General features: G+C 39.3%; 15 protein-coding genes and 2 pseudogenes. 10 read left to right on the plus strand and 7 right to left on the minus strand.

What is annotated here, in order from left to right; genetic code table 11:
- Positions 1 to 23 precede the first annotated feature (23 nt).
- Positions 24 to 731 (plus strand): NAD-dependent deacylase, encoded by a 708-nt coding sequence (locus tag IPK31_16010; GenBank protein ID MBK8089315.1) that lies wholly within the window; start codon positions 24 to 26, stop codon positions 729 to 731.
- On the plus strand, positions 722 to 1,198 hold the full coding sequence (locus IPK31_16015; protein MBK8089316.1) for a hypothetical protein: 477 nt from the start codon (positions 722 to 724) through the stop codon (positions 1,196 to 1,198). Before IPK31_16010 ends, IPK31_16015 begins: the two co-directional genes overlap by 10 nt.
- Here IPK31_16015 and IPK31_16020 read toward each other — a convergent pair whose 3' ends face one another.
- Positions 1,199 to 2,536, minus strand: coding sequence for a saccharopine dehydrogenase NADP-binding domain-containing protein (locus IPK31_16020; protein MBK8089317.1), 1,338 nt, complete (start codon positions 2,534 to 2,536; stop codon positions 1,199 to 1,201). It lies immediately after the preceding gene.
- 102 nt (positions 2,537 to 2,638) lie between these two features.
- Here IPK31_16020 and IPK31_16025 point away from each other — a divergent pair, with 102 nt between their 5' ends.
- The gene (locus IPK31_16025; protein ID MBK8089318.1) at positions 2,639 to 3,622 is read left to right on the plus strand and encodes a pyruvate dehydrogenase complex E1 component subunit beta; all 984 of its coding nucleotides are present in this window, start codon (positions 2,639 to 2,641) and stop codon (positions 3,620 to 3,622) included.
- A 244-nt stretch (positions 3,623 to 3,866) separates the two neighbouring features.
- On the opposite strand, the gene IPK31_16030 is transcribed toward IPK31_16025, so the two are convergent.
- The 3 genes from IPK31_16030 to IPK31_16040 all read right to left on the minus strand — a co-directional run bounded on the left by IPK31_16030 (position 3,867) and on the right by IPK31_16040 (position 4,742).
- Positions 3,867 to 4,013: a hypothetical protein gene (locus tag IPK31_16030; protein ID MBK8089319.1), complete on the minus strand. Its 147-nt coding sequence runs from the start codon at positions 4,011 to 4,013 to the stop codon at positions 3,867 to 3,869.
- Between the two features lie 97 nt (positions 4,014 to 4,110).
- Positions 4,111 to 4,419, minus strand: a complete 309-nt coding sequence (locus IPK31_16035) for a hypothetical protein (protein MBK8089320.1) — start codon at positions 4,417 to 4,419, stop codon at positions 4,111 to 4,113.
- The gene (locus IPK31_16040; GenBank protein ID MBK8089321.1) at positions 4,398 to 4,742 is read right to left on the minus strand and encodes a hypothetical protein; all 345 of its coding nucleotides are present in this window, start codon (positions 4,740 to 4,742) and stop codon (positions 4,398 to 4,400) included. The genes IPK31_16035 and IPK31_16040 overlap by 22 nt, the downstream gene beginning before the upstream one ends.
- 189 nt (positions 4,743 to 4,931) lie before the next feature.
- Here IPK31_16040 and IPK31_16045 point away from each other — a divergent pair, with 189 nt between their 5' ends.
- The 6 genes and pseudogenes from IPK31_16045 to IPK31_16070 all read left to right on the plus strand — a co-directional run bounded on the left by IPK31_16045 (position 4,932) and on the right by IPK31_16070 (position 9,733).
- Positions 4,932 to 6,095 carry a sigma-54-dependent Fis family transcriptional regulator gene (locus tag IPK31_16045; GenBank protein MBK8089322.1) on the plus strand — a complete coding sequence of 388 codons (1,164 nt, stop codon included), beginning with the start codon at positions 4,932 to 4,934 and terminating at the stop codon, positions 6,093 to 6,095.
- A complete protein-coding gene (locus IPK31_16050; protein ID MBK8089323.1) occupies positions 6,092 to 6,745 on the plus strand; it encodes an alpha/beta hydrolase in 654 nt (217 codons plus the stop codon). The genes IPK31_16045 and IPK31_16050 overlap by 4 nt, the downstream gene beginning before the upstream one ends.
- 88 nt (positions 6,746 to 6,833) lie before the next feature.
- Positions 6,834 to 8,370: pseudogene (locus tag IPK31_16055) on the plus strand (S26 family signal peptidase).
- A gap of 134 nt (positions 8,371 to 8,504) precedes the next feature.
- Positions 8,505 to 8,993 (plus strand): cytidine deaminase, encoded by a 489-nt coding sequence (locus IPK31_16060; GenBank protein ID MBK8089324.1) that lies wholly within the window; start codon positions 8,505 to 8,507, stop codon positions 8,991 to 8,993.
- Positions 8,994 to 8,997: 4 nt separating this feature from the next.
- On the plus strand, positions 8,998 to 9,378 hold the full coding sequence (locus tag IPK31_16065; GenBank protein MBK8089325.1) for a hypothetical protein: 381 nt from the start codon (positions 8,998 to 9,000) through the stop codon (positions 9,376 to 9,378).
- Entirely contained in the window at positions 9,368 to 9,733 is a 366-nt protein-coding gene (locus IPK31_16070) for a hypothetical protein (GenBank protein MBK8089326.1), read from the plus strand. Before IPK31_16065 ends, IPK31_16070 begins: the two co-directional genes overlap by 11 nt.
- Before the next feature lies 1 nt (position 9,734).
- Here IPK31_16070 and IPK31_16075 read toward each other — a convergent pair whose 3' ends face one another.
- The 3 genes and pseudogenes from IPK31_16075 to IPK31_16085 form a co-directional block, all read right to left on the minus strand.
- Entirely contained in the window at positions 9,735 to 10,217 is a 483-nt protein-coding gene (locus tag IPK31_16075) for a methylated-DNA--[protein]-cysteine S-methyltransferase (protein MBK8089327.1), read from the minus strand.
- Positions 10,218 to 10,224: 7 nt separating this feature from the next.
- Complete coding sequence (locus IPK31_16080) at positions 10,225 to 10,566, minus strand: tRNA-binding protein (GenBank protein ID MBK8089328.1); 342 nt, start codon at positions 10,564 to 10,566, stop codon at positions 10,225 to 10,227.
- Positions 10,556 to 11,439, minus strand: a pseudogene (locus IPK31_16085) (hypothetical protein). Before IPK31_16085 ends, IPK31_16080 begins: the two are co-directional and overlap by 11 nt.
- 561 nt (positions 11,440 to 12,000) lie before the next feature.
- Here IPK31_16085 and IPK31_16090 point away from each other — a divergent pair.
- On the plus strand, positions 12,001 to 12,759 hold the full coding sequence (locus tag IPK31_16090) for an NIPSNAP family protein (GenBank protein ID MBK8089329.1): 759 nt from the start codon (positions 12,001 to 12,003) through the stop codon (positions 12,757 to 12,759).
- Positions 12,760 to 12,825 lie beyond the last annotated feature (66 nt).

The raw sequence follows: 12,825 nt of genomic DNA on the forward strand, positions 1-12,825 counted from the left end.
TTCATTTCTTTTACTTTTGAGTGATGAGCAAAAAGAAACTGGTGGTTTTATCAGGAGCAGGTATCAGTACTGAGAGTGGACTAAAAACATTTCGGGACAGCGATGGCCTGTGGGAAGGATATAATATTGAAGATGTTGCAACACCAAGAGCATGGAAGAAAGATCCACAGCTTGTTCTTGATTTTTATAATTATCGCCGCAAAAATGTGCTGGACGCAAAGCCTAATGCAGCTCACTATGGGTTGGCAGAATTAGAAAAAGATTTTGATGTAACCATCATTACGCAAAACATCGATGATTTGCATGAACGTGCCGGTTCAACCAATGTAATGCATTTACATGGAGAGATACTCAAGATGAGAAGTGAACGGAGGCTGGATTTGATTTATGAAATAACAGGCGATATTTTATTGGGTGATAAAGCAGAAGATGGTGCCCAGCTTCGTCCGTATATTGTTTGGTTTGAAGAAGCAGTACCAATGATTGAAGAAGCTGTTCCTGTTGTTCAGGAGGCTGATCTGTTTGTTGTGGTGGGAACTTCACTGGTTGTTTACCCTGCTGCAGGATTATTAACTGTAGCTGACGATTCTATTCCCAAATTTATTGTTGATAAAAAGATTCCTTATACTTCTTCTGTACACAATTTAACAGCAATTGAAAAGCCGGCAACTGAAGGAGTGAAGGAATTAATATCAATCTTAACTGATAAAAATATATTCCTGTGGAAATGACAACTGCCAGCGGTGGATTAATACAACTGCTTTTTCTTTTCTTATTACTTGTTCCTGCTGTTTTATATCTTATAACATTGCAAAGAACATTACAAGTGATCAGCAGTGAAAACAGGCGAATCCCTCCCGGTCAGGTGTGGTTATTGCTGATTCCATTGTTTAACCTTGTGTGGCAGTTTGTTGTTGTAAATAAATTAGCACATTCAATAAGGCTTGAATGCATGCGGTTGAATATTCCAACGAAACAGGAAAAGCCAACATTTGATCTTGGAAATATTCAGAGTATACTTTTGATTATAGGTTTTATGCCGGTCATTGGCATATTATTTACTTTTTGTGGATTCATCTGCTGGATAATTTATTGGGTGCAGGTAGCAGGATGGCGGAAGAAAATCATTGCCAACCAGGGAAACGATTTGCTGGATGCTGAAAGAGAATTATTAAATCAGCAGGTAAATAAATTATAATCAGGAGTGTTTTTCTTTAAACTCAACTCCAAACTTTTTTAACTCTTCCAGCACCGGCTCATAAATTTCTTTTTTTGTCGGGATATGTAATCCTTTCAGTTTTATTTTTTCTTCTAGGATGAGTTTAGCAGCAATCCCCAATGGCAGGCCAACTGTTTTTGCCATGGCAGTTCGTAAACTGTCTTCACCTTTTACAACTAAAGAAGAATTAATTACTGCTTGATCACCATTGCCTGCAGTATATTCAATTTCATGCAGCATCACAATCATGTCCTTATCTGTTGGCTGCAATGCCAGTTTATGTTCAACAATATATTGTAAAATATCAGCGCTTGATTTTACATGTGCAGGTAATGCATTATTACTTTCTGTTTCAAGAAAAGCAAACTGTTCTAAAATAAGTTCATGCACAGCTTCCGCAACATAGAGTTCAAGATACATCCGCAGGCTGAGGTCTCTGCCTTCTACATTTCTGAGTTTACCGGCAAACCATTCATGAAAAGTTTTGTACTGAGCAATTTCAGCAGCATCGTTTTCATTGGTTAAACCCAAATCAACCACCACATCCCATCCTTTACAAAAATCAGCATAGCGTAATGTTGTGCGGATAAAGGTTTCAGCTTCCTGCAATTGATACAGTGGTATATAACTCAGCGAATCACGGTTGGGATACCAGGCTAAGGTTGGCAATTCATCAACCTGCAACTGCTTACAATCTTCAAACACATGTGTATATTCTTTGCGAATGATTTCATTCTTCTCTTTGTATGCAGCACCAGCCTGTCCGGCCATTACAATATTTCTTGGGTTCCAGCTGATTTTATAATGCCAGGGATTGTCATCACTTTCAGGAGCAACCAATCCTCCACAATGCGATTTAAAAGAAGTGATCTTTCCACCTTTTGAACGGATACCATCAAACAATTGCATGGCACTCATATGATCAATGCCCGGGTCAAGTCCCATTTCACAAAGAAATAATAACTCTTTACTGTTGATTTCTGCTTCTAAATTTTTAATGGCTTCATCAACGTAAGAAGCGTTCAGTAAATTTCTTCCAATGGCCACACAGTCTTTCACCACATGAATGTGCAGAAAAGGAGGCAGGAGAGAAATAACAATGTCAGCCGTTTCAATCAGCATTCTCCGTTCATCAACATCTGTAACATTTACCTCAACTGCTTCAGCATGTGAATGATTTCCCAGTTTTGCCTGTGCCTGCTGCAGGTTACTGTCGGCCACAATCAGCTTCCAGTTTTTTTCTGCACAGGTATTTTTAAGGTAGTCAATTAATACAGTTGCTGATTTTCCGGCACCAAATACAAGAATCGTTTTCAAGAGAATAATTTATGGCAAGATAGAAGAAATCGTCAATTTAAACTGATTTGGGTGTTTGGCGTTCTATCGATAAATTTGCTGCTCTTAAAACAAAGTTATTCAATGAGAACAATAGCCATGCGTGAAGCCCTGCGTGAAGCGATGCAGGAAGAAATGCGCAGAGACGAGAAGGTTTTTTTAATGGGAGAAGAAGTAGCAGAATACAATGGTGCCTACAAAGTAAGCCAGGGTATGCTGGATGAGTTTGGAGCAAAACGTGTAATTGATACGCCCATTGCTGAACTTGGCTTTACAGCTGTTGCTGTAGGTGCAGCACAAAATGGTCTACGACCCATTGTTGAATTCATGACCTGGAACTTTGCCGTACTGGCTATGGATCAAATCCTGAATACAGCATCAAAAATGCTGGCAATGAGTGGCGGACAGGTTGGTTGCCCGATTGTTTTCCGTGGAGCCAATGGTTCTGCAGGACAGTTAGGTGCACAGCATTCAACTGCTTTTGAAAGTTATTATGCTAATATTCCCGGACTGAAAGTAATTTCTCCCTCCAATCCTTACGATTCCAAAGGTTTGCTGAAAGCGGCTATCCGTGATAATGATCCTGTTGTATTTATGGAAAGTGAAGTGATGTATGGCGATAAAGGTGAAGTTCCTGAAGGGGAATACATCATTGAAATCGGCAAAGCCGATATTAAACGTCCCGGTCGTGATGTAACAATTGTTTCTTTTAATAAAATGATGAAGGTTGCATTGGCTGCTGCTGAAGAACTTTCTAAAGAGGGAATTGAAGCTGAAGTAATTGATTTGCGTACCATCCGTCCTTTGGACTGGTTCACCATTCTTGAAAGTGTGAAAAAGACCAATCGTTTGGTGATTGTTGAAGAACAATGGCCTTTTGCTTCTATTTCATCAGAAATTGCTTACCGCATTCAAAAAGAAGGGTTTGATTACCTGGATGCGCCTATTTTACGCATTACCAGCAGCGATTCGCCAATGCACTATGCCCCAACACTGGTTGGTGCTTATCTGCCCGATGTGCCACGCACTGTGAAGCTGGTAAAGGATGTGATGTACATGAAAAAGTAAAAATCAGAGCCTGAATAAAGATAAAGCCGGTCAATTTTTGACCGGCTTTATTTATTTGGACAAATAAATGCCCTTATAATTTTTTTTTAAAAGATTTAAGGCATATTTGCTACGGTTTTTCATAGGATATTGGATTTTAAACGAAGCTGGATTTCTATCCGGCTTTTTTTATACAATAATCTTTAGCTGTGCCATACCAGCACAGTAATAATACCAGAGCAAACTCCTGAATCTGTTTAAGAGATTAATCTAAACCTCCAACAAATAAACGGAGCGTACTTAAAATAAGCCATACAAGACCATACGTGAGAAACACCAGTGAAAGGCCTAAAGCTGAGATCTTAACGGTTAACTTCCATACCGGCTGTGTAGTGATTGAACTTAACTTCATAAGAATTGGTTTTAATATGTATCAAAGATAGACGGACTCCAATTCCTGTGCAATAGGAGAAAACCTGTATTTTAAACTGGAATTTACTGAAAGCAGATTATCTCCAGCTACGTAGTTGATTAGCGTAGAAAGTCCATTCAGGGGTAGAAATTGTGCTGCTTTCAGGCGCTTTGTACCATGGACTTAGGGCTTTGTCGCTTAAATTTTGCAAAATGTGGATGTCCTGGGCAGGCATATAGCTTTGAGCTAGCAGAAAGATCAGCCCACCCGTTTTCCTGTTTCGGGCTATATCAACAACCAATACGGCATGACCGGGAGAGCCTCCCTTAATCAATACATCGCCTGCAGTTAACTGATTCCATGATTTTGCAGTGAGTTCCTTTTCTAATGACAGTGTTCCGCACATTCCAAATACTGTTTCAAGGTAGGATTGCCAGCCCCTGTTCCTGTATTGATCCCAGCAATATTTCCTCCCTGCATTATCACTGAAACAAACCGGCTTCTCCATCTTTTCAGATATTCAGCACGCAACCGCATTACCGCATCCGCACATTGCTGCAAATCCCTGCTGCCAACACTTACATTTAAAACAGCATACTGTGCCCGCTGATTATACTTTGGGCTGCCATTATACAGGTACACTGTTTTGTCCTGCTTTAATGGTTGGTTACGGAGAAAGTTGCCGAAACTTCCTGTTGACAGTTCAACACGATCATAACCGGCAGGCAATGCAATTTGCTGAATTGAATGCGGAACAGTACTGTTGATTTTTAATGACGCTGCATTTAAATGATTTCCGTTTGTGTAACTTAAAAGGAATGAAAAGAAAAAGAATGACCAAATCATTGTTGCATGGTTTTTGGTTAGCTTTGAAGCAATCGAAACAATTTTCCACACCAGAATTTGTTAAACCATATTATGAGCAGCATTTTAATTATTGATGACGAAAAGGCGATCCGTAAAACACTCGGCGAAATTTTATCTTACGAAGGTTACCAGATTGATGATGCAGAAAACGGGGAAGAAGGATTAAAGAGAATTAAAGAGAAAAATTATGATGTGGTATTATGCGATATCAAAATGCCCAAGGTTGATGGTTTAGAGTTTCTTGAAAAAGCAAGGGAGAGCAATCCTGATCTGCCCATCATTATGATCTCGGGACATGGTACAATTGAAACGGCTGTTGAGGCAGTTAAGAAAGGTGCTTTTGATTATGTTGCCAAACCACCAGATCTCAACCGTTTACTCATCACCATCCGTAATGCCATGGATAAGCAATCTCTGGTAACGGAAACAAAAGTGCTGAAAAGGAAAGTAAGCAAGGTGCAGGAAATGATTGGTGACAGCATTGCGCTGAAAAAAATAAAAGACACCATTGATAAAGTTGCGCCTACAGATGCAAGGGTCTTGATCACCGGCGAAAATGGTTCAGGAAAAGAACTGGTTGCAAGATGGATGCATGAAAAGAGCAACCGTTCTAACGGACCGATTGTTGAAGTAAACTGTGCGGCCATCCCGGGCGAGTTGATCGAAAGCGAATTGTTCGGTCACGAAAAAGGATCTTTTACTTCAGCCATTAAACAACGCATCGGCAAATTTGAACAGGCAAACGGAGGCACTTTATTTCTTGATGAAATTGGTGATATGAGTTTAAATGCACAGGCTAAAGTATTGCGTGCATTACAGGAAAGCAAGATTACGAGAGTAGGTGGTGAAAAAGATATTACGGTTGATGTACGTGTTATCGCCGCTACCAATAAAGATTTACTGAAAGAAGTGGAAGCAAAGAATTTCAGACTCGATCTGTATCACCGGTTGAGTGTAATCATTATTCATGTTCCTTCTTTAAACGAACGCAGGGAAGATATTCCATTACTTACTGATCATTTTTTACAGCAGGTGGCTGATGACTACGGTCAGGCAAAAAAAGCAATTGATAAAAATGCAATAGAAGCTTTGCAGAAACATAACTGGAGCGGCAATATCCGTGAGTTTAGAAATGTAATTGAACGGCTAGTGATCTTATCAGGCAAAACAATTACTGAAGAAGACGTGTTTAATTTTGTGATTCCGAGAGCATGAGCCGGAGAGTTTACTGCATCAGCGGATTAGGAGCAAGCGAACAGGTGTTTTCAAAACTCAATTTACCCTGTACAGAACTGATTGTATTAAAATGGCTGATTCCAAATCTGCATGAATCCTTTGCTGATTATTCCCGCAGGATGTTTGAGCAGGTAACAGAAGAAAACCCTGTACTGATGGGCGTATCCTTTGGCGGTATGACCTGTATTGAAATGGCCAATCAATTTCCTGTACAAAAGCTGATTCTTATTTCCAACCATCAAAACAAAAAAGATCTGCCTCTCTGGATGAATGGAACAGGTAAATTGAATCTGCACCGATTAATCAGGCCACGGCCACATCCAATTCTATATCCTGTTGAAAATTTTTTTCTTGGTGCAGAAAGCAAGGAAGATAAACAAATCGCCAATACATTCAGAAAAGAGGTGAACCCGGAATACCTGCAATGGGCCATCCACCAAATTGTGAGCTGGAAGAATGTAACAATTCCGCAAAACTATATACATATACATGGAACTGGGGACCGGCTTTTCCCGATCAGGAATGTAAAAGCTGATTATGTGATCCGGAAAGGCGGGCATTTCATGGTGTATAATAAAGCCGTTGAAATCAGCGCCATCATTAACCGGGAACTGGAGTTGATTCAGTAATGCTGTTAAATGAAACAGAATATTTTCAACATCAATTCAGCGTACAAAACCGAAACCCTTACTTTTGTGACCATTAAAAAACTGAAGCATGTCGCCTAACGAAATCCTGTGGATTTTTATCATTAATCTTATTCTCATTCTGTTACCGGCTATTGGTTTATCCGGAATGTTTAAAAAAGCGGGAGTAGCAGGCTGGAAAGCATTTGTGCCTTTTTACAATCTCTGGATCATGACAGAGCTGGCCGGTATGAAAAAGTACTGGTTCTTTCTTCAGTTTATTCCCATTGTAGGATGGTTTATTGGTATAGCCATTATAATTGAATTTGTAAAAGCATACGGCAAGTTTTCCTTTTGGGAACATGCACTTACAGTTCTTGCTTCCTTTATCTATTTTATCTACATCGGTTTTAATAAAACTGATAAATACCTGGGGGCTGAATCAATTGCAGCGCATAAAAAAATCAACAGTAAGAGAGTGGGTTGATGCAGCCATTTTTGCGATTGTTGCAGCAGGACTTATCCGCATGTTCCTGTTTGAAGCGTACGTTATTCCAACGCCATCTATGGAGCGTTCTTTAATGGTAAATGATTTCCTGTTTGTAAGTAAAACGGCTTATGGTTCAAGGGTGCCTAATACTCCGCTTGCCTTCCCATTGGTGCATCATACATTACCCATCATCAAAACAAAATCTTATCTCGATATTATCAATTTGAAATACAGACGCTGGTTTGCAACTCCCGTTAAACGGAATGATGTAATGGTGTTTAACCTTCCTGTTGGTGATACAGTAATTAATGATGAGGAAAATTTCGGTTCTAAGATCACTTATTATGATGCCATCAGAATGTCGGGCGGCGACAGGCAAAAGGTTTGGGATAACTATGGTGATATCATCATAACAAGACCGGTTGATAAAAGGGAAAATTTTATCAAGCGTTGCGTTGGTATTGCAGGCGATACATTAGAAATTAAAAATGGAGTTGTTTATATTAACGGAAAGGTGAATGATATTCCACCGGCATCAGAAACGAACTATGAACTAAGAACCAAAGGACAGCCGCTTGATTTTGCGATGCTGGAAGAAGAATATGGAATCCGTGAATCAGCAGGGGAGATAAGAGGCTTTGGAAATAACATCTATGAGATCTTTTTAACCAAAGAACAGGTAGCTGTTTTCAGCAAGTTCCCATATGTTGAATCAATTAAACCTGTCCTTTCAACTTACGACAGCAAAGGAAGTGCAGGTGGGGAAGTATTCCCTTACGACACTACTTATTGCAAATGGACGATTGATAATTTCGGGCCATTATACATTCCTAAAAAAGGAACTCCGATTCAACTCACTCCTGATATTTACAGCCGTTACGAAAGAGTGATCCGCACCTACGAAGGCAACGATTTTGAAATGAAAAACGGCAAGTTCTTCCTGAATGGAAAAGAAACAGACCGATACACTTTTAAAATGGATTATTTCTGGCTGATGGGTGATAACAGGCATAATTCACTCGATGCCCGTTACTGGGGTTTTGTTCCGGAAGACCATGTGGTAGGCAAAGCTTCCCTCATTTTCTTCAGCTGGGATAAGGGCCCGAGGTGGAAACGGATTTTCCGCTCAATTAAATAATTACCGTATATTTGATACCGAGCTTTTATGATGGATCCTCCGACATGTTCGGGGGATTTTTTGTCCCATACCTAAAGGACATACAAGATCAGGAAAGTAACAAAATGGTATAATGCCAGTATAAAAATTGAACTATGAACAAACAGGATTATCATTTCGACTACGAGGTATATGATTCAATTGACGACCTCACAGAAGAAGACAAATGGCTTTTGGATGAAGCCAGGGAAGTAACCCAGCATGCTTATGCTCCTTATTCACGTTTCCAGGTAGGATCAGTTGCCAAACTCAGTAATGGTGAAATTGTTGCAGGAAGCAACCAGGAAAATGCATCATTTCCCGCAGGCTTATGTGCCGAAAGGGTAGTGCTGGCTTCGGTTTCATCGCTGTATCCAAAAATGCCGATTGAAACAATTGCTATCAGCTATTTTAATAATAATGGGGAAAGTAATCACCCCATCACACCCTGTGGAATTTGCCGCCAGGCATTGCAGGAGTTCAGGGAAAAAACAAAAGTTCCCATCCGTTTAATTCTGGGCGGTATGCATGGCAAAGTGTTCATTATTCCAGATGCAGCAATGCTGTTGCCATTGTCTTTCACAAGTACCGATCTCAACGGTTAAAAAAATGATCAGGAGGCTTATTTGGTTGATGGCGCTGCCACTTGTTGGAGGGCTTCTGATTTATGTTTTCTTCAGAACTGATTCATGCCTGGCAGATTTATTTCCTGCATCATGGAAGTGGAAAAGCGGGAATAAAATACTTCTGTTTGTTACAGGCTGGCTTCCTGATTTTTTATGGAGCTTTTCTTTCGCTAACTTTCTTTTTACTTACAAACTGTCATCAGGGTTTTACTACAACTTCTTTGTTTTGCTGATAGTTTTATTAGCAGAGCTGATTCAGTTTTTTTTTAATAATGCCTTTACGTTTGATTATTTTGATTTGTTGGCAGCGGTTATTGCCTGGTTGGTGTCTTTAAAAATGAAAACACTGTTTTATGAAAAATAGACTGGTAAGATATTTCGTATTCATGGCGGGAATATTTGCCTATTCATTTCTATATGTTGCCACAAGCAAAACCTCATTACCCTGCGATGAAAAAGGATATACGTATCAGAAAGATTCAATTATCACTGAAAAACTCCGAAATCAATCTGGTTATTGGTATCACACTCTTATGGGAAAAAATTGCGACACATTGATGGTTGGGGCCAGAGATTCAGTATTTAATTATGAAGAATTGGGTGACAGTGCCTGTGTTGCTGCTAAAAAAGCACAGGTAATCTTAAAAGGAACTTTGGTTGTAAGATGGAATTCTCAAACTGGCAAGTACGATACCCTGGCTATCAGATCCTGCCCGTAAATTAAAATAATACCGGCTTCCCTTGTATTTTATTTTCATGCTCCAGCAACCATTGCTTGCGGTGAAGTCCACCTGCATAACCGGTTAGTTTACCATCAGCGCCAACAACTCTGTGGCAGGGTATAATAATGGCTAAAGGATTTTTTCCATTGGCCGATGCTGCAGCACGAATGCTTTTTACATTTCCCAAACGTTTTGCCATGTGGAGATAAGTAATGGTTTCAGCAAACGGAATTTTTACCAATTCTTTCCAGACTGTTTGCTGAAAATCTGTTCCTGATGGATGTAAGGGCAGATCAAATTGCTTTCTTGTTCCTGCAAAATATTCATCAAGTTGCTGTATAGCCTGTTTTAAAACTGCCGATGAAGTTGCTTCTGTTTTGGTAATGGGTGAATCATTGATAAAGCTGGCAACAGTCAGTAGTCCTTCTCCTTCCTGCAACTGAATGATGCCTAAAGGCGATGAATAATGAACGGTATGTATAAGTTTGTCAGCCAATTCTTCCTCCGTTTTTAACCTGTTTATCGGGTTTTAGTAAAACAACTTCATTGTGGTCATCATAAATGCCCAGTACAAGACATTCGCTGAAAAAGTTTGCAATTTGTTTGGGTGGAAAATTAACAACAGCAACAATCTGTTTACCTGTTAATTCTTCTTTTGTATAATGATGCGTGATTTGGGCTGATGAACGTTTGATGCCCAATTCACCAAAATCAATGCTGAGTTGATAAGCAGGTTTCTTTGCATTCACAAAATCAACTGCTTCAAGAATGGTTCCTGTGCGGATCTCAATTTTTTCAAAATCATCCCAGCTGATTGGTTCACTCGTCATCAGTATCATTTAATTGCGATGCAAGTGTGAGCAGATCATTTTTCTTATACAGCTTCTTTTCATCAGAGAAACATTTTGCATACTCTTCCAGCATCAACTGAATAATCCGTTTGTTGCTGAGTGGTTTGAAATAAGAAACAGTAGGAGTTACGCCGATGCGTTTGAAATAGGTTTCAACATCTTTATGCGAAAAGATCTGTCCGCTTGCTCCATCCAGGTAAAACTGAATTTGTGCAGGTGGAATCTCATTGTCAGAAACTATTTCTGGGTCATCATCAAAATAAGCCATGATGAATTGCCTTGGAATATTAATCATGTGCATATTAATATCCAGCAGGTTGGCAAGGGTAATCAGCAATATGCCCATTGAAACGGCATTGCCTTTTTTGATTCAACCAGTTTATGTACAAGAAAATCATCGGGCTGCGAATAATTAATTTCTGAGCCTTTAATCTTGTAATAATTAAACAGGATATTATTGAGTACATTAATTTTTTCCAGTGAGGTTAAAAAGCTGTTGAGCTCTAACCAGATATTACGGCGTATTTTTTCAAGCTCCTGGTAATGGGTAGACAGGTTTAAATCAGGATATTGATAACGGCTCACCAGTAAAGCTCCTGTAAAGAGATCATGTTCTTTGTCTGTTGACCAAGCCTGCATGTCAACCTGCAGATCACGGAAATGCAGACCATGAATAAGCATTTCAATCCGCTCCTGTATCGTTTCATCTGGTGTGGTTTCCCATAAATGCTCCAGGTTGGGAATGATTTGTTTTCCGAATGAAATGATCCGTTCACTCACTGTTGAATACACTTCATCATCCGGATCATCAATCAGGTGGAGCAGTGCAGTTATCTCTTTTGTTTGTTCCATGAAAGGGCTTTACAGATATATGATACCGTAAATCTGTGTTTTAAATTGCAAAATCTGTGAAACTTTTCTAAAAAAAGTTGTTCACAGCGATGTGGATGAATAATCCGGCCACTGTCAGTAAAGTTGTTTCAGGAAATGAGGCTGAAATAAATGTTACCACTTAGGGATAAACTGGGTATACATGAATTTCCTGAAATCATGCAATGAAACCCTGTGCAGGCGGTATTATTATGTGTAATATTATTCTACCAATAGAAATAAAGACTTTATCCTAAAAGAGAACCTGTAGAACCAAATCCAATAACCTGTTTTTAAAACCTGACTTCCTGTGAAAGAAACCGCTGGCTTCTGTACCTTACGGATAACGGACAAGAAATAGCACAATTTGAAGCCAATATTAAGAGTCCTCCGGTAAAACGGGGGACTTTTTCTTTTCATGATTTTGAAATCGTCAGCATCCTTTTTTCAGGTCAATCTGAATTTCCCTAATTTTAGTTTGGTAAAATTTATACTAAAATTAATATGAGAAAGAATCAACGATTTGCAGTTGCTACATTTATCATGTGTTTGTTTTTGATCAGTCAGGTTTTAGCAGCAAACACAGGTAAACCTAAACGGGAATTTTATCAGCTTACAGTTTATCATTACAGCACAGAAGCGCAGGGGAAAGTGATTGAACAATACCTTGAAGCAGCGTTACTGCCAGCTCTGCATCGTGCCGGTATCAGCAACATAGGTGTGTTTAAAGCAATTGCCAATGATACAGCAGTTGATAAACTGTTGTACGTATTTGTTCCTGTTAGGAATCTGGAGATGATTACAACCATTGATCTGAAACTGAAGAAAGATGCTGCGTTCAGCAAAGCAGGCGAAGAGTATATCAACGCAGTTTATACAAAGTCGCCCTACAACAGAAAAGAAGTTATTTTATTACAGGCTTTTTCACTGGCTCCGGAAATGCAGTTGCCAAACCTGACTGCTGCTAAAAAAGACAGGGTATATGAATTGAGAAGTTATGAAAGTGCCACAGAAAAGATTTTTCAGAACAAAGTACACATGTTTAATGAAGGGGATGAAATAGGCCTGTTTAAAAAACTCAATTTTAATGCAGTGTTTTACAGTGAAGTAATTGCAGGAAGTAAAATGCCCAACCTGATGTATCTCACCAGTTTTGAAAACAAGGCTGACAGAGATGAGCACTGGAAAGCATTTGGCAGTGATCCTTACTGGAAAAAACTTTCAGGAATGCCTGAATACAAAAATAATGTATCACATATTGATATTACATTCCTTCGCCCGGCTGAGTATTCAGATTTTTAAATAGTAATGATGAATGTGGTTGAAGGTATGCCATACTTCAACCACGCTTTTCAGTTCATCAACCTG

The organism is Chitinophagaceae bacterium, assembly GCA_016713085.1.
Classification (GTDB): Bacteria; Bacteroidota; Bacteroidia; order Chitinophagales; family Chitinophagaceae; genus Lacibacter.